We start from the raw sequence: 16,478 nt of genomic DNA, 5'->3' as shown, positions 1-16,478 counted from the left end.
ACATGACCGCACCAGCCGCCGCCCGGGACAACACCGGACCGTCCCTTCCCCACTGGCCCGCCCCCTTCGCGTCCCGCCCTGTGAATGCCACGGTCACCGTGCCCGGCTCAAAGTCGTTGACCAACCGGTACCTGGTGCTCGCCGCCCTGGCCGACGGCCCGTCGCGGCTGCGCGCTCCGCTGCACTCCAGGGACTCCGCACTGATGATCGAGGCGCTCCGCCAGCTTGGCGCCACCATCACCGAAGTGCCGGGGGACGGTGCCTTCGGGCCGGACCTTGAGGTCCTCCCGATCGCCGCGGACGGGACACCGTCCGCAGCCACGATCGACTGCGGCCTCGCCGGAACGGTGATGCGGTTCGTGCCGCCGCTGGCCGCCCTGCGCAATGGCGCCAGCCTGTTCGACGGCGACCCGCATGCCCGGAAGCGGCCCATGGGAACCATCATCGAAGCGCTGAAGGCGCTGGGAGTGGCTGTTTCCGGCCAGGATGGCGGCACGCCGTCGTCCTTGCCGTTCGTGGTGGAAGGCTCGGGCGAGGTCCAGGGCGGCCACCTGGTCATCGACGCCAGTGCCTCGTCGCAGTTTGTCTCGGCCCTGTTGCTGGTAGGCGCAAGGTTCACCGAGGGGCTGCACCTGGAGCACGTCGGCAAACCGGTGCCCAGCCTGGACCACATCAACATGACAGTTGCCGTCCTGCGCGGCGCCGGGGTTGTGGTTGACGATTCTGTCCCGAACCACTGGGTTGTTGCTCCCGGGCCTATCCGCGCCTTCGACCAGCAGATCGAGCAGGACCTGTCCAACGCCGGCCCGTTCCTTGCCGCCGCACTGGCCTCCGGCGGGACCGTCCGGATTCCGGGCTGGCCGGAACAGACGCAGCAGGTAGGGGATCTGTGGCGCAGCATCCTGGCCGAGATGGGTGCCGATGTCAGCCTGCGTGATGGTGTCCTCACCGTCACAGGCGGAGCGGAAATCAAGGGTGCCAATTTCGCGGACACCAGTGAACTGGCGCCTACGGTCGCCGCGCTCTGCGCACTGGCCACCACCCCCTCCCGGCTCACCGGCATCGCACACCTGCGCGGACACGAGACGGACCGGCTGGCAGCCCTCGTTACCGAAATCAACCGCCTGGGCGGCGACGCCGAGGAGACCAGCGACGGCCTGGTGATCCGGCCCGCGAAGCTGCATGCCGGCGTCGTACAAAGTTACGCGGACCACCGCATGGCCACGGCCGGAGCCATCCTTGGCCTGGCCGTGGAGGGCGTCCAGGTGGAGGACATCGCCACCACCGCCAAGACGATGCCCGATTTCCCCCGGCTGTGGGCGGACATGCTGGCCCAGACCGGTGTTTCCAGTGCAGTGTCGGAAGGTTCAGCCGGTGGCGCGGAGCACTGACTCCTGGGACGAGTCGGATGTCCGCATCCGGCCCAGCAAAAAAGGCTCAAGGCCCCGCACCAAGGACCGGCCCAGCCATGACGACGCCGTCACCGGCCGTATCGTCACCGTTGACCGCGGACGGTACACGGCAGTGGTGGGCGAGGACTCCGGCAACGAACGTGTTGTCATCGCCGCCCGGGCACGCGAGCTGCGCCGCAACCCGGTGGTGGCGGGCGACTTCGTGTCGCTGGTGGGAGACGTTTCCGGCGACCCCAACACCTTGGCCCGGCTGGTGAAAATCCAGGACCGCAAAACCCTCCTTCGGCGCAGCGCCGATGATACCGATCCCGTGGAACGGGCCGTCGTGGCCAATGCGGACCAGCTGGTGATTGTGGTGGCCGCGGCCAACCCGGAGCCGCGCACCGGCTTCATCGACCGCGCCCTGGTGGCTGCGTACGACGCCGGGATCGAGCCGATCCTGCTGGTCACCAAGGCGGACGTCAAGGATCCGGCGGAGCTGTTATCCAACTACACGCACCTGGACTTCCCGGTCATTATCAGCCGGACGGCGGACTCCGCGGCGTCCGGTATCGACGCCCGCTCCGATGACGGGCTGTCGGCCCGGCTGGACATCAACGCGGTGGCAGAGCTGCGCGGTTACCTGGACGGAAAAGTCACCGTCATGCTGGGGCATTCGGGCGTGGGCAAATCAACCATGGTGAACGCACTGACCGGGGCCGAGCGTGCCACCGGCGGGGTAAACGCCGTGACGGGCCGCGGCCGCCACACGTCGTCGTCAGCCCTGGCGCTGAGGTTATCGGACGCGCCGCCGGGCAGCTGGATCATCGACACCCCGGGCATCCGCTCCTTCGGCCTGGCCCACGTGGACCCGGACCGGATCCTGCGTTCCTTCCCGGACCTCTACCCCGGCATTGAGGACTGCGAGCGGGGCTGCAAGCACACTGCCATGGCTGTGAACTGCGGCCTGGATGCCTGGGTGGCAGGCGGCCATGCCGGGGCCACGGGTGTTGCCCGGCTGGCCTCCCTGCGCAGGCTCCTCGGCACCGATCCCCGCATGGAGGCCCAGGAGGCCAAGGAGCTTGGCAGCGTCAACTGACAGGGCCGATCTCCCAGCAGAACCGCGCGCAGACGGTAGTTTGGAACCATGATCCAACCCGCTTCAAGCTACAACGATGACCTGCGCCTGGCCCATGTGCTGGCCGACTCCGTGGATGACCAGACCATGGGCCGCTTCAAGGCCCTGGACCTCCAGGTGGAGACCAAGCCTGACCTGACGCCGGTCACGGACGCGGACAAGGCCGCCGAAGAAGCCATCCGCGGCCAGTTATCCCGTTCCCGCCCGCGCGACGCCGTGCTGGGTGAGGAGTTCGGCAGCACAGGGCACGGCTCACGCCGCTGGATCATTGATCCCATTGACGGCACCAAGAACTTTGTCCGCGGCGTCCCGGTCTGGGCCACCCTGATCGCCCTGGTGGATGAAGGCGAACCGGTGGTAGGTGTGGTCAGCGCACCGGCCCTGGGCAAACGCTGGTGGGCGGCCAAGGGGATGGGCGCGTACATGGGCCGTTCCCTCGCTGCGGCCACGCGGCTTCGCGTCTCGAACGTCTCCAGGCTCTCCGACGCCTCCCTTTCCTATTCCAGCCTGGGAGGCTGGAAGGAACGCGGCAACCTGGAGAACTTTTTGGGCCTCACCGAGGATGTGTGGCGGACCAGGGCGTTCGGCGACTTCTGGTCCTACTGCATGGTGGCCGAGGGCTCTGTGGACATCGCCTGCGAACCTGAACTGAACCTTTATGACATGGCCGCGCTAGTACCGATCGTGGTGGAAGCCGGCGGGCGCTTCACCTCCCTGGAAGGGGAAGACGGGCCCTTCGGCGGCAACGCCCTGGCCACCAACTCCATCCTGCACTCGGAGGTACTCCGCAGGTTGAACCCGGAGCTGGACGACCTCCTGTAACAGAAGACCATCGAAGAATCAGCGGCGGGCGCCTCCTTGGGGAGGTGCCCGCCGTCGTTTCTTCGGCAAAAGAAGCTCTTTCCGGCCGCGCGTAACAAAGCGCTTAACAATCGTCCCGACTTAAAACCTCCCAACCCGATGTTCTACGCTCTTAACCAGGTCACGAGTGCCAGCGCGAAACCCCGGTTTGCTGGCCGGCAACCCTCCAACCGCGGTGGGGTGCCCCGGGTGACGACCAGGCCGGTCCGGAGCGGATGCGGCAAGCGCGGATTCCCGGGAGCGGGAGTCCTTTTGAAGTGAGGTCTTTCGTGACAACTGCCACCGTCTCCCCCAACGCAACGTTCGAAGCTGCCGGATCTGAAACAGCACAGGCCGGAACCACCTTTGATGCCCGCCGCGCCGCTGCCGGCCCTCCGCTCGCTGCCGTCACCGGCGCAGAAATCCAGGCGCCGCTGATCCACGGCGGCCACATCCGCTACGCCAACCTTGACTATGGGGCCTCGGCTCCGGCCCTCTCCGTGGTCTCGGCGTACCTCAACGAGATCCTGCCGTTCTATGCCAGCGTCCACCGCGGCGCCGGTTATGCATCACAGATCAGCACCTCCGTCTACGAAAACGCGCGAAACATCGTCCGCGACTTCGTGGGCGGCCGCCCGGATGACTCCGTAATCTTCACGCGGAACACCACGGATTCGCTGAACCTGCTGGCCGGCTGCCTGCCAGAAACAGACGGACGGCCTGACGGCGACGTCCTCTACCTGGACATCGAGCACCACGCCAACCTGCTGCCGTGGCAGGGCGTCCCGCACCGCAGCATCGTTGCCGCCGACACCATCGCCGGCACCATCGACGCCGTCCGCGCGGAGCTGGAGCAGGGCGGCGTGAGCCTGCTCGCCGTCACCGGCGCGTCCAATGTCACCGGCGAGATCCTTCCCGTCCGGGCCCTGGCTGCGCTTGCCCATGACCACGGCGCACGGATCGTGGTGGACGCCGCCCAGCTGGCACCGCACCGCCGCGTGGACATTGCAGCGGACGGCATCGACTACCTCGCCTTTTCCGGCCACAAGCTGTACGCACCGTTCGGCGCCGGCGTGCTGGTGGGCCCGACCGACTGGCTGGATGCCGGAACGCCGCACCTTGCCGGGGGCGGCGCCGTCAAGGAAGCAAGGCTCGACGGCGTCAGCTGGGCCACCGGCCCGGCCCGCCATGAGGGCGGCTCCCCTAACGTCCTGGGCGCCGCCACGCTGGCGCGCGCAACCCAGGTGATCGCCGGGCTCGACCAGGAACAGTGGCATGCGCACGAAGCGGCCATCCGCTCTTTCCTGGTGGAAGGCCTGCAGCAGATCGACGGCGTCACCGTCCACCAGATTTTCAAGGATACCAACCCGGATACGGACACCATCGGCGTGGTCAACTTCTCGGTGGAAGGCTACGACGCTGGCCTGGTGGCCGCCTACCTGTCCGCCGAACACGGCGTGGGCCTGCGCGACGGACGTTTTTGCGCCCACCCGCTGTTGAAGCGCCTGGGTTTGCCCTCCGGCTCCCTGCGCGCCAGCTTCGGCGTCGGCTCCCGCCTGGAAGACGCCGAACGCCTCCTTGCCGGCATCGCGGCGCTGCGTAACGACGGGCTGGGCTGGGACTACGTGGTGGACGCCGGACGTTGGGTTCCCGCAAACGACACGCGGACCTACCCGCACTGGGCTCCCAACACCCCCGGGACCGCGGGTGCCGCTCCCTGCATCGACGACTAAGCACTTGCGGTAAATTCGGAGGATACCCAAAGGGCATCAATCGAAGGAGGGCCACAGGTGGTACGGGGTGGCCCCAAACTTGACCACGGACGGCGGCGGGAGCTCGGCCAGAGCTTCCAGGACGGCGGCAGGCACTACCAGCAGGTCCGGCCGGGTTACCCGGAAGAATCCGCACAATGGCTGGTCCCCGCTGGAGCCCGCGATGCCCTTGACGCCGGGGCCGGTACCGGGAAGTTCACCGAACTCCTACTCGGCATGGGCCTGTCAGTCACCGCCGTGGACCCTTCCGAGGACATGCTCGAACAGTTGCGGGCGCACTATCCTGACGTCACAGCTGTCCGGGCCACCGCGGAGGCGACTGGACTGCCCGCGGCAGCGTTCGACGTCGTCAGCGTTGCCCAGGCCTGGCACTGGTGCGATGCCCTCGCGGCCAGCACCGAACTGGCACGCGTCCTGCGTCCGCACGGAACCCTGGGCCTGATCTGGAACCAGCTGGACACCTCGGTTCCCTGGGTTCACCGGCTTTCGCGGATCATGCATGCCGGAGACGTTTACAAGCCGGATTTCCGGCCGCAGGTGGGGCCGGAGTTCCGCGGTCTTGAGGGCCACGTAACGCATTGGCAGGACAGTGTCACCACTATCGACCTCGTGGAGCTGACGAAGTCGCGGAGCTATTACCTGCGGGCCGGTGAGACCACCCGCGCAAAAGTGCTGGCCAACCTCGACTGGTATCTGCACCAGCACTTGGGCCACAGCCTGGATGAAGAGCTCGAACTGCCCTATCTCACGCTCACCTGGCGGGCCAGCAAAGCATAACCGCCGGCGGTGAACGGGTAGGCTTGGTGCTGTGAAGACCAGCGCGCCCTCCTCCTCCATCGAGGATTACGTCAAGGTCATCTACTCGTTCACCGAATGGCAGGACAAGCCCATCACGTCCTCCCAGCTGGCCCAGCGCCTCGGGGTGGCCAACTCTTCGGTATCCGAAATGGTGCGCAAGCTGAAGGACCAGGGGCTGGTGGACCACAAACCCTACAGCGCCATCACCCTCACGGACCAGGGTGTCCGGCTGGCGCTTGCCATGGTGCGCCGCCACCGCCTGATCGAGACCTACCTGGTCCAGCAGCTGGGCTACAAGTGGGACGAGGTCCACGACGAAGCCGAACTGCTGGAGCACGCCGTCTCTGACACCTTCATTGAGCGTGTGGCAGCCATACTCGGTGACCCGCAGCGCGATCCCCATGGGGACCCGATCCCCACCGCCGAAGGCACAGTCCGGATGCCCCGCGCACACCTGCTGGGTGAGCTGGACCAGGGGCACACCGGCAGGATCACCCGCATCAGCGACGAAAACCCGGACCTGCTCCGCTACCTCTCCGCCGAGGAAATAGACCTCGACGCCGAAGTGGAGGTGGTGGGCCGCAAGCCGTTCGGCGGGGCGCTGGTGGTGCGAATCCGGAACTCGGGCAGGACCAGGGACTATGACCTGGCCGACGAAATTACCTCCGCACTGTGGGTGCACAGCGACCATCCCCACCCCGGCTGCCTGCTCGGGGACCCCTGAGTGAAGCCTGGCGGCGTGCCGGCGGCGGGTGCCTGGTTTGCTGTTGCTGTTGGGGGCCTGATCGGTACTGAGCTCCGCTTTGGGCTGGGACTTCTCTTTCCGGATCTTCCGGGGTCGGTGCCGTGGGCCACGCTGTGGATCAACGTTGGTGGAAGCTTTGTTCTGGCGTTGCTGACCACGGTGTGGATGGCCCGGCCGCACACCGCGTTCTGGCTTCGCGCCGGCCTGGGCCCGGGCCTCCTGGGATCGTTCACCACGTTCTCGGCGGTGGTGTTCGCGGTGGACCAGCTGGCCCGCGCGGGCTCCCACTTTACGTGGATTGCCTACCTGGTGCTGTCACTGGTGCTGGGGCTGGCAGCGGCCGGTACGGGGTGGCGGTCCGGAAAGGTTGTGGCGGGCTGGCTGGACGGGCGCGACGGCGGCCGGGTGAGTGGGCGGCCATGATGACTGCTGCCCTCGTAGGGGTGTTTGGGGTTGCCGGTGCGCTGCTCCGTTTTGGTGTGGACAGCTGGTTCGCGCACCACACGGCATTCCGGGCTGCCCGCGGGCTTGAAACGCATGGCTCGCGACCCCCCGGCGCTGGTGCCCGCGGCCCCGGGCGCAGGGAGCGGCTGCACTGGCCGTGGGCCACGCTCCTGGTGAACGTCGTGGGGTGCTTCATCATCGGCGCCGCCCATGCGGTCACCCTCAAGCTGGGGCTGGCCCCGGAATGGCAGCCCGCACTTGCCACCGGACTGGCAGGCGGCCTCACCACCTTCAGTTCCTGGACCACGGCAACTGTCCGCCTGCTGACAGAAGCACGGTTCGGTGCCGCGGCGTTGAACCTGGCCGGCAATCTGGTTCTTGGTTTTGGCGCGGCCGCTGCAGGGTTGGCCCTCGCTTCTTGAGCTGCGGAAGCCGATTTGGCGGGCTCCCGTATCGTGGATGGTGATGATTAGCAGACGTGACGCGGCCATTGCCCTGGATGTACCGATGGAAATGGCTCAGCGCCATGGCCTTCCAAAGTGGATGACCGAGGCGGAACTCGGGAAGATCCTGGACAACCCGCCGCCGTGGCTGGTCCAGTCCCGCGCCAATCGAACAGGAAAGCGGCCGGTCTGGGTGCACCTGGAGTGCGCTGTCTGCGGTTACGAGGAAGCGGCGCGGCCCAAGAAGTGGTGGCCGGAGTTTACCTACGTGGTGTGCGCGCACCACGATCCGGCGGATGTTCCACCACTGCGGCAGGGTTACGTCCGCAGCGAGTTCGACGGCGTGGGCACACGCTTCGTGGGCATCGCGGACGTGGCGGGCCAGGACTAAGCCGGCCCGGCTTCCGGGTCCGGCCCGGCGCGGGTCCGCTGCTGTCCAGGCGGTGCCGGCCCGATGGCTACTTTCCGTTGCTGGTCATCTCTTCGGGCACTGCGGTGAGGTGGGCTTCCTTGCCATCCCGCAGCACGGCTAGCTGGAGCGGTTCGCCAATGGCGTCGGCGAACAGCAGACGCTGCAGGCTTTCGGCGTCACTGACCGGGCGGCCGCCGGCCGCGAGGAGGATGTCTCCGGCCGTCAAGCCTGCCTTGTCCGCCGGGGAACCAGGCAGCACTTCCACCACCCGCAGTGCATCCCGCTGGCCGGTCCTGATCACTGCACTGGGGGTAAGCCGGGTAGGCGTGCTGACCAGGCCCAGGTAGGCCCGCCGTACACGCCCGTCAGCCAGCAATGCCGCGATGATCCGCCGGGTGGTGGCGTTGATGGGGATGGCCAGGCCCAGTCCGGCGCCGGCCACCGCAGTATTGATGCCTACGATCCGGCTGTGGGTATCAGCCAGCGCTCCCCCGGAGTTCCCCGGATTGAGTGCGGCGTCCGTCTGGATGACATCCTCGATCACCCGTCGGTTGCCGCCAGCCCATACCGGGATGGCACGGCCAAGGCCGCTCACCACGCCCGCCGTTACTGAACCGGCCAAGCCGAGCGGGTTACCGACGGCGACCACAAGTTGGCCCACGCGCAAGGATTCAGCAGCTCCAAATTGGGCCGGCGGGATCCGCGGCGCCCTGCCGTGGACCACCGCGAGATCGGACAGGGGGTCTGCACCTACGAGCTCCAGGTCCATCCGGCTGCCGTCGGCGAAAACAGCATGCCCCTTGTCTGTGCCCGCCACCACGTGGGAATTGGTCAGGAGATATCCGTCCTCGGTAAAAAGAACCGCGGATCCCGCGCCTACGCGGACGCGGCCGTTGCGGCGGCCCGCGGACATTTCCAAGGCAGCCACGTGGGGTGTGACGGTGGCGGCGACGCGCATGACTGTCTGCGAATACGAGTCCAGGGCGTCGACGTCGGACGCCTGTGACGCTGGCTCGCTCCCCTGGTTCATGAGGCACCTCCTGGTTGGCAGATCCCGGCGGCATTGCTTGTCCGGGTCCTACCGGTGACAACGATCGCTGGCGGGTGCATAGTCCCGTCCGCGCTACGCCGTCGGTGAACGGGGTGTACGGGTGCCCACTGGCCACGCTGCGCAGCCCCCGGGCAAAGAAAAACACCCCGGTCCGAGGACCGGGGTGTTTCCCGATGAATCCCTCCCTGCGGGAGGACGTCATCACAAATGTGGAGATGGGGGGAATTGAACCCCCGTCCGATGTCGTGTTGTCAGGGCTTCTCCGGGCGCAGTTTGCGTCGGATTTTCTCGGCCCCAGCCATGCTGCAAACAGCTGGCTGATCCGGGCCCAGTCATCTAAAAGTCCCGTTCACCCCGATGACGGAGGTGGACAGCAGTGGCTATCTAAATGACGCCAGGATCCGGGGCGATAGCAACCTCGGGCTGACGGACTGTCTTACTGCTTAGGCAGCAAGAGCGAAGTCAGTGCGCTTAGAATTGGCACTTATTGGTTTGCAGACAGCGTTTACGAGATAATTCTGCATCCTCGGCCCGCTTCACCTGTCGCGACTAACATCGTCGAAACCGATCATCCCCATATTCTTTTACCAAACCGGCAGGCAAGCCCACCGGACTACCCATCATAACGCATCATTCAGGGAATTCATTCCAGCCTAGCGGCGGCGGTTGCGCTCCCGCATTTCGCGCTGCGCTTCGCGGTTGTCCTGCTGTTCGCGGAGGGTCTGCCGCTTGTCGTACTCGCGCTTGCCGCGTGCCACGCCGATCTCCACTTTGGCCCTGCCATCAACGAAGTACAGCTGCAGGGGGACGATCGTGTAGCCCGATTCGCGCACTTTGTGCGAGATCTTGATGAGTTCCTCGCGGTGCAGCAGCAGCTTCCGGCGGCGGCGTGCCGCATGGTTGGTCCAGCTGCCCTGGTTGTACTCCGGGATGTGGATGGCTTCCATCCACAGCTCGTCGTTGTAGAAGGTGCAAAATCCGTCCACCATGGAGGCATGGCCCTCCCGCAGGGACTTCACTTCGGTTCCCATCAGCGCGATTCCAGCCTCGTAGGTGTCCAGCACATGGTAGTCGTGCCGGGCCTTGCGGTTGGTGGCCACCACTTTACGGCCACTTTCTTTAGGCAAGGGAAAGCTCCTCAGTTCAAGAATCGGATGTCCTCCAGGCCTGCCGGCGCGGAGTCATACCAGTGTACGGCAGGCTTATGACCCCTACAGCAGCCCCATCGGGTCCACGGCATTGCCGTTCAGCCAGGTTTCAAAGTGGGCGTGGCAGCCGGTGGAATTGCCTGTGTTGCCGGAGTAGGCAATCAGCTGTCCCTGCGATACCCGCTGGCCGTTCGAGACCACGATGCTGGAGTTGTGGTAATAGATCGTGTTCAAGGTGTTGCCTTCAACCAAGCCATGGGAGATCTTCACCCGCCAGCCGCCGCCGTCGGCTGAGTTCCAGCCTGAGCTGAAGACCTCACCTGCTGCCGCCGCATACACTGGCGTGCCGCAAGCTGCACCGAAGTCGATGCCGGTGTGCAGGTAGCCGCCCTGGCCGTAGAAGTCGATGGTTCCGGGGGGCGTTGCACGCCAGCCGAAGCCGGACGTGATGGGGACGCTGCCGTCAAATGGATGCCGGAGGCCAAAGGCCGACGGCGAACCTACCGGCGGCACGAACGGCTGGACGGGTGGCGGCGGCTGGTTCCTCGCTGCCGCGGCCGCGGCCGCTGCTGCTGCGGCTTCCGCCGCAAGCCGGCGTTGCTCGGCTTCCCAGGCCTCGCGCAGTTTCCTGTCACGCTCCTCGATTTCGGCTGCCACGGCATTCTGGCTGGCCTGGACGCTGGCGAGCTGGGACTGGATACCGGGCTTGGCAGCCTGCAGTTCAGCGTCAAGGCGGGTGGTGTCCGCAATCAGCCGGTCCACCTCGTCCTTCCTGGCAGCTGCTTCGTCCCGGGCTGCTTTCTCCCGCTCAAGGGCGGCGTCAGCCTTGGCCTTCAAGTCCTTGATTTCCGCTTCGACTGCCTGGAGGCGTGCTTCGGAGTTGACGTTGGTGGCGTTCTGCTGGGACAGCTTGTCCATGGCGGCGTTCTGGCTGCGCATGGCCTGGTCCGCAAGATCCATGGTTTCGGTCAGGCTTCCGCCGTTGTTCGAGCCGAAGAACAAGGACAGGTTGGACGGCACTCCCCCGGATTTGTAGGCCTGGGTGGCGATCTGGCCGATCAGCTTCTTGGTGTCGGCAATCTTTTGTTTGTCCGTTTCAAGCTGCTGCGTGATTTTGGCCTTGTTCTGCTGGGCCATGTCCACCCGGGCGGAGAGCGCTTCCACTTCCTTGACTGCCCCGGCAACCCTGCCCTGGGCCTCAAGGAGTGCCTGCTGCGCGCCGGGCAGCTGGCCCTGGTAGATGACCAGGTCGGATGCAGCCTTGGCGATGCGCGAATCAACGAATTCCAGTGACTGCTGGACCCTCGCGGCTTCGGCTTCAAGCGCCTTTTGCTTGTCTTCAAGCTCGTCGGCGAAAGCTACCGGGCTGGAGGATGCCAGCCCTGCGGCGAGGACAACGGCGAGCACCGCGCTGATCACGCCGGCGCGTCGGGGCGCCTTGCGCCGGGTTGTGTGCGGGCACCGCGGGGACGTTGGATCCGTTACGTTCATGGGCATTCCTTGTTCGGTTTGCATACCTAGACCCGAAGGTATCGGCGCAAGGTCAAGAGAGACGAAATTCCCGCCAAGGATCCGCCAAGGATTATCAGGGCCGGTGCAAGGATGAGCGTCTGGCCCGAGGAGATGAACGCCGTGTCCGGGTATTGCTGGGACATGTATTCGCCGAGGAAGAAGTGCGCAACGGCCCACAGCGTGGCGGAGGCCAGTGCAGCCCCAATGACTGCCGCAATGACGCCTTCCAGGATGAACGGCAGCTGGATTACTGTCTTTGAAGCGCCCACCAGGCGCATGATGCCCGTTTCCCGCCGCCGGCTGAAGGCGGAGAGCCGGATGGTGGTGGCGATCAGCAGGATGGCGCAGACGATCATCACACCGGCGATGCTGACGGCCACCAGGGAGGCCCCGTTCATAACCGAGAACAGCCGTTCGAGCAGCTGGCGCTGGTCAATGACGGTCTCCACGCCCGGCTGGGACGCGAAGGTCTCGCTGATGATCTGGTATTTCTCCGGGTCCTTCATGTTGATCCTGAAGGATGCCGGCAGCTGGTCCGGAGTCACGGAGTCCACGATGGGTGAGTTCGAGAACTGGTCTTTGAAGTGCTTGTAGGCCTCGTCTTTGGACTCGTACTGGAAGTCGTTGATGTACTGGGCCACCGCAGGGGATTCGAGGAGGGAGTTCAGGCTCTGTTGCTGCTCTGCGGTGACGGGCCCGCTGGCGCAACCGGCCGCCGTCGAACCTTCACTGCACAGGAAGATGGCCACCTGGACTTTGTCATACCAGTAGCCCTTCATCTGGTTGATCTGCATCTGGAGCATGCCCGCCGCGCCCACGAAGGTGAGCGAGACGAAAGTGACCAGGATGACGGAGACAACCATGGAGAGGTTGCGGCGGAGGCCGCTGCCGATCTCGCTGAGGATGAATGCAAGCCTCATCGCTGTCCCTCGCCTTCGCCCGGCTGTTCGGCTTCGGGGGTCTCCCGGCCGCTGGCGTCCTTGAGCCTGCGCGACTGGCCGACGACGGGAATCATGGAGGTGTACAGTGCCTTGGCCTCGTCGCGGATGACCACGCCGTTCTTAAGCTCCACCACGCGTTTGCGCATTTCGTTGACGATGTCGTCGTCGTGCGTGGCCATCACCACGGTGGTTCCGTTTTGGTTGATCTTGTCCAGGATGCCCATGATGCCCATGGACGTGGTGGGGTCCAGGTTTCCTGTGGGCTCATCCGCGAGGAGGATCCCCGGCCGGTTGACCACTGCACGGGCTATGGCCACGCGTTGCTGCTCACCGCCGGAGAGTTCGTGGGGCATGCGGTGCTCTTTGCCCTCCAGGCCAACGGTCTTCAGGACCTCGGGAACGGTGTCACGGATGACGCTGCGGCTCTTGCCGATGACTTGCATGGCGAAGGCCACGTTGGCGAAGACGTTCTTCTGCGGCAGGAGGCGGAAGTCCTGGAAGACGACGCCGATCCCCCGGCGGAGCCGCGGCACGCGCCAGCTGGAGATTTTGGCGACGTTCTGGCCGGCGACATAGACGGCGCCGGAGGTTGCCCGGTCTTCCTTCAGGACGAGCCGGAGGAAGGTGGATTTGCCGGAGCCGGACGCGCCGACGAGGAAGGCGAATTCGCCGCGGTCAATCTCAAGGTTGACAGAGTCCAGCGCAGGCCGGGCTTTCTGGTCGTAGACCTTGGTGACATTTTCGAATCGGATCATGGCCCTAAGTACCCTGCAGGGCATGGCTGATTCTGATGCAGCCCAGTTCTGCAGCCGGTGCGCGGGTTTTCGTTTGGGGAAAGTAGGGCCCCGGCCCCTCGACTATACGCAGGGAAGCCTGTGAATCAGGCGGGTTTCAAGGGGCGTGTCGCTTGCTGCGGCTTCCGGCTGCTACTTCTCTGCGTTGCGGTTGTCCGTGCGCCAGCGGATGCCGGCGTCGATGAAGTCATCGATTTCGCCGTCGAAAACGGCCGCGGTGTTGCCGACTTCATGCTCGGTCCGCAGGTCCTTGACCATCTGGTAGGGATTGAGGACATAGGACCGCATCTGGTCACCCCAGGAGGCTTTAACGTCTCCGGCGAACGCCTTCTTTTCGGCGTCTTCCTGCTCTTTCTTGAGGAGAAGGAGCCGGGACTGCAGCACGCGCATGGCGGCAGCCCGGTTCTGCAGCTGCGATTTCTCGTTCTGCATGGACACCACGGTGCCGGTAGGAATGTGGGTCAGGCGCACGGCGGAGTCCGTGGTGTTGACGGACTGGCCGCCGGGCCCGGAGGAGCGGAACACGTCGACGCGGATTTCGTTGTCCGGAATCTCGATGGAGTCGGTCTGCTCAATGAGCGGGATGACTTCGACGGCGGCGAAGGATGTCTGGCGACGGCCCTGGTTGTCGAAGGGGCTGATCCTGACCAGCCTGTGCGTTCCGGCTTCAACGCTGAGCGTTCCAAAGGCGTACGGGGCTTTGACCTCGAAGGTTGCCGATTTCAGTCCGGCTTCCTCGGCATAGGAAGTGTCCATGACGGTGGTGGGGTAACCGTGGCGTTCGGCCCAGCGGAGGTACATGCGCATCAGCATCTCGGCGAAGTCGGCTGCGTCCACGCCGCCGGCTCCGGCCCTGATGGAGACTACGGCCTCGCGCTCGTCGTATTCACCCGACAGCAGGGTGACGACTTCGAGTTCCTTCAGGGCCTTCTTGATCGACTCGAGTTCGGCTGCCGCATCCGCCATGGAATCGGCGTCGTCCTCGTCCTGTCCAAGCTCCACCAGGACTTCGAGGTCATCGATCCTGGAAACGAGCCTGTTGAGACGCTCCAGTTCAGTCTGGCGGTGTGACAGGCGGGAGGTGATTTTCTGTGCCGCTGCCGGATCGTCCCAGAGGTCCGGTTCGCCTGCCCGCTCGCTCAGTTCGGCGATGTCTTCCTTCAGAGCTTCTACGTCGGAGACTCTTTCAATGGAGTCGTAGGTGGCGCGAAGGGCGCGGATTTCAGCGGAAAAATCAATATTGGCCATGGTTGTTTAAGCCTACGCTATCCGGGAAGGGCCTGATCCTGGATGGCTGTCCCCTCGACCGGCAGCGCATATTTCGGACTTTTCGGGCCCTGAGCATGGGGTGTCAACGGGTGAGCCGGGAGCGTGCTGTGGAGGTCGCCTCGATGGTTATCCCGGCGGGAATCAGGAAGTTCACCACGGGCGGGTGCACTGCAGCCGTGAGCACCACGACGGCGGTGGATCCATCAGGTGTACCGGTCGCCCCCGTGACGGCAAGCCTGTCAAAGCGCTGGGAGGCGGGGCTCCTCGAGACAAAGTCGGCTGCCACGTTCCTGACCCTGGCAGAGCTGAGAACCGCCGACGGGCTGCCGCCCTGCGTTGCCACTTCGCCCAGAGTGTAGCTGTCCGCCGCGGCGAGGGAGGCGCCGTCGGCCAGGGAAAGCAGCCGCTTATGTTCGAGGTACACCGAGGAGATGCCGATGACCACTGTAGTGACCAGCAAGGCCAGCACAACGTAGCCAAGGATCAGCACCATCATCTGGCCGTCTTCGTTCTTTGGATGTTGTCTCACCGGAACCTGCCCACGAGTTGGGTGGACGACGCCTCCACCTCGCTGGCGCTGAGCCGGAAGCCATCGTTGAAAGGCAGGAACGGGAGCGGCACTGTCAGGTTCACGGTCACCGTCACGGTGCTTCCTGCGGCTTGGCAGTCTGCCGGATTACATGTTGTTGCCACCCGGGCCTCTTCAGCCGGATGTCCGAAATCCGCCAGCGCGATCGCCACGGCCTGTTCGGCGGCAGCCTGCGCGGTGGCGGCATCAGGCTGGGCTATGTAGACCTTGGCGGCCTGGTCCGCCGCCCCGACCACGGCAAAGGAGCCGCCCTGGATCTGGCTCATGGTGATGATGAAGTACACCAACGGAACCATCAGCAGGAGCGCGAGGAAGGTGAACTCAACCACGGCGCTCCCCCGTTCGTGCTGGTGTCCGCCCGGCTGCCGGCTTCCTGGACCCTGGCATAGGCTTTCCCGCAGCCTGGCGCGGAAGCGAAGCTGGGTGGATTCACGGCTGCATCGCGGCATGGCCATTCACCTCCAGCATGTCGCGGGGTCCGATAAGTCCGATCACCGGCATCGGCGCCCGGACCGTCACCTCGAGGGTCCGCAGGCCTTGGTAGGTGACCTGGCGGGTGCTGATTTGTTCCGCAAACCCTGCGTTTAGAGCAGCCTGGATCAGGGTGCGGGTGCGTTCCTCGGCATCACCGGCACCCCGGTCAGCGAGCGTTCCATAACGGGCCCCCGATGCCGCAGCGTCGATCAACGTATTCCTCACATGCAGGACCAGGGTCAACTGGATGATCGCGAGGAAAAACAATGTGAGCAGGCTGCCCACGAGGACAAAGTCCACCACGGCCGAGCCCCGCTCGCCGGGTTCGGCTCCCGCCTCGATCCCGCCCCGGGCAAAGCTTTTTCGTCTGCTGTCCAGGGCGTAGTCGGTGGCCCCGCCGCGGGCAGACGGAAACACAGCCTAGCTTCCGACCTTGTCCATCGCCTGATTGAACATGGCTTCCAGGGCGGGACCTGCGAGCGCCAGCAGCGCGGCAACCAGGACTGCCGACATCAAAGTAATCATGACCCAGCCAGGAACGTCGCCCCGCTCGGGATTATCGACGTGCTTGGTCCTTCTTAAGGGTCCGCCTACTGCCAGCCGATCCCGGCTTCCTTCAAGCTGCAGTCTCCTGCCGTTCCCGGCGCTCACGCCCGGAAGCAGCGCTGCCGCCAATGACAGGAACAGCACCATGCAGCGAATCCCCATTTTCTCCAT

Annotated in this window: 19 protein-coding genes, 1 other RNA gene and 1 riboswitch; of the genes, 9 read left to right on the top strand and 11 right to left on the bottom strand. The window is 65.3% G+C overall.

Translation table 11 applies throughout. The features are described 5' to 3' along the window. Positions 1 to 2 precede the first annotated feature (2 nt). The 9 genes from aroA (at position 3) to QF038_RS06875 (ending at position 7,962) form a co-directional block, all read left to right on the top strand. Positions 3 to 1,391 (top strand): 3-phosphoshikimate 1-carboxyvinyltransferase, encoded by a 1,389-nt coding sequence (aroA, locus tag QF038_RS06915; RefSeq protein ID WP_307609475.1) that lies wholly within the window; start codon positions 3 to 5, stop codon positions 1,389 to 1,391. Continuing rightward, positions 1,375 to 2,490: a ribosome small subunit-dependent GTPase A gene (locus tag QF038_RS06910; RefSeq protein WP_307609474.1), complete on the top strand. Its 1,116-nt coding sequence runs from the start codon at positions 1,375 to 1,377 to the stop codon at positions 2,488 to 2,490. The genes aroA and QF038_RS06910 overlap by 17 nt, the downstream gene beginning before the upstream one ends. Positions 2,491 to 2,538: 48 nt before the next feature. Beyond that, a complete protein-coding gene (gene hisN / locus QF038_RS06905) occupies positions 2,539 to 3,351 on the top strand; it encodes a histidinol-phosphatase (RefSeq protein ID WP_307609473.1) in 813 nt (270 codons plus the stop codon). Between the two features lie 158 nt (positions 3,352 to 3,509). After that, positions 3,510 to 3,623: riboswitch (SAM riboswitch) on the top strand. 36 nt (positions 3,624 to 3,659) lie between these two features. Continuing rightward, on the top strand, positions 3,660 to 5,102 hold the full coding sequence (locus tag QF038_RS06900) for an aminotransferase class V-fold PLP-dependent enzyme (RefSeq protein WP_307609472.1): 1,443 nt from the start codon (positions 3,660 to 3,662) through the stop codon (positions 5,100 to 5,102). Positions 5,103 to 5,159: 57 nt separating this feature from the next. Then, a complete protein-coding gene (locus QF038_RS06895) occupies positions 5,160 to 5,918 on the top strand; it encodes a class I SAM-dependent methyltransferase (RefSeq protein ID WP_307609471.1) in 759 nt (252 codons plus the stop codon). Between the two features lie 31 nt (positions 5,919 to 5,949). Next, the gene (locus tag QF038_RS06890; protein ID WP_307609470.1) at positions 5,950 to 6,663 is read left to right on the top strand and encodes a metal-dependent transcriptional regulator; all 714 of its coding nucleotides are present in this window, start codon (positions 5,950 to 5,952) and stop codon (positions 6,661 to 6,663) included. Continuing rightward, positions 6,664 to 7,107: a CrcB family protein gene (locus QF038_RS06885; RefSeq protein WP_307609469.1), complete on the top strand. Its 444-nt coding sequence runs from the start codon at positions 6,664 to 6,666 to the stop codon at positions 7,105 to 7,107. Beyond that, entirely contained in the window at positions 7,104 to 7,550 is a 447-nt protein-coding gene (locus QF038_RS06880; RefSeq protein ID WP_307609468.1) for a CrcB family protein, read from the top strand. The genes QF038_RS06885 and QF038_RS06880 overlap by 4 nt, the downstream gene beginning before the upstream one ends. Positions 7,551 to 7,593: 43 nt before the next feature. Next, positions 7,594 to 7,962, top strand: a complete 369-nt coding sequence (locus QF038_RS06875) for a hypothetical protein (RefSeq protein WP_142064599.1) — start codon at positions 7,594 to 7,596, stop codon at positions 7,960 to 7,962. A 67-nt stretch (positions 7,963 to 8,029) separates the two neighbouring features. Here the strand turns inward: QF038_RS06875 and QF038_RS06870 are convergent, their stop codons facing one another. From QF038_RS06870 to QF038_RS22300, 11 genes are all read right to left on the bottom strand, one after another. Further along, complete coding sequence (locus QF038_RS06870; protein WP_307609467.1) at positions 8,030 to 9,013, bottom strand: S1C family serine protease; 984 nt, start codon at positions 9,011 to 9,013, stop codon at positions 8,030 to 8,032. 228 nt (positions 9,014 to 9,241) lie between these two features. Then, positions 9,242 to 9,610, bottom strand: a transfer-messenger RNA (tmRNA) gene (ssrA, locus tag QF038_RS06865). 77 nt (positions 9,611 to 9,687) lie between these two features. After that, a complete protein-coding gene (gene smpB / locus QF038_RS06860) occupies positions 9,688 to 10,161 on the bottom strand; it encodes an SsrA-binding protein SmpB (protein WP_050054575.1) in 474 nt (157 codons plus the stop codon). Positions 10,162 to 10,245: 84 nt separating this feature from the next. After that, positions 10,246 to 11,673: a M23 family metallopeptidase gene (locus tag QF038_RS06855; protein WP_307609466.1), complete on the bottom strand. Its 1,428-nt coding sequence runs from the start codon at positions 11,671 to 11,673 to the stop codon at positions 10,246 to 10,248. A gap of 26 nt (positions 11,674 to 11,699) precedes the next feature. Continuing rightward, positions 11,700 to 12,614 (bottom strand): permease-like cell division protein FtsX, encoded by a 915-nt coding sequence (ftsX, locus tag QF038_RS06850; RefSeq protein WP_307609465.1) that lies wholly within the window; start codon positions 12,612 to 12,614, stop codon positions 11,700 to 11,702. Further along, positions 12,611 to 13,390 carry a cell division ATP-binding protein FtsE gene (gene ftsE, locus QF038_RS06845; RefSeq protein WP_307609464.1) on the bottom strand — a complete coding sequence of 260 codons (780 nt, stop codon included), beginning with the start codon at positions 13,388 to 13,390 and terminating at the stop codon, positions 12,611 to 12,613. The genes ftsX and ftsE overlap by 4 nt, the downstream gene beginning before the upstream one ends. Before the next feature lie 171 nt (positions 13,391 to 13,561). Next, positions 13,562 to 14,677 carry a peptide chain release factor 2 gene (prfB, locus tag QF038_RS06840; protein ID WP_307609463.1) on the bottom strand — a complete coding sequence of 372 codons (1,116 nt, stop codon included), beginning with the start codon at positions 14,675 to 14,677 and terminating at the stop codon, positions 13,562 to 13,564. Between the two features lie 103 nt (positions 14,678 to 14,780). Further along, positions 14,781 to 15,194, bottom strand: coding sequence for a pilus assembly protein TadG-related protein (locus QF038_RS06835; RefSeq protein WP_373461627.1), 414 nt, complete (start codon positions 15,192 to 15,194; stop codon positions 14,781 to 14,783). A gap of 29 nt (positions 15,195 to 15,223) precedes the next feature. Next, positions 15,224 to 15,616 carry a hypothetical protein gene (locus tag QF038_RS06830; RefSeq protein WP_307609461.1) on the bottom strand — a complete coding sequence of 131 codons (393 nt, stop codon included), beginning with the start codon at positions 15,614 to 15,616 and terminating at the stop codon, positions 15,224 to 15,226. A gap of 100 nt (positions 15,617 to 15,716) precedes the next feature. Continuing rightward, positions 15,717 to 16,139 (bottom strand): TadE/TadG family type IV pilus assembly protein, encoded by a 423-nt coding sequence (locus QF038_RS06825; protein WP_373461626.1) that lies wholly within the window; start codon positions 16,137 to 16,139, stop codon positions 15,717 to 15,719. A 42-nt stretch (positions 16,140 to 16,181) separates the two neighbouring features. After that, positions 16,182 to 16,478: a hypothetical protein gene (locus QF038_RS22300; protein WP_373461625.1), complete on the bottom strand. Its 297-nt coding sequence runs from the start codon at positions 16,476 to 16,478 to the stop codon at positions 16,182 to 16,184.

It is taken from the genome of Pseudarthrobacter sp. W1I19, from assembly GCF_030817835.1.
Lineage (GTDB): Bacteria > Actinomycetota > Actinomycetes > Actinomycetales > Micrococcaceae > Arthrobacter.
Note: the sequence above shows the minus strand (reverse complement) of the source record. Positions and strands in the feature narration are given on the sequence as shown.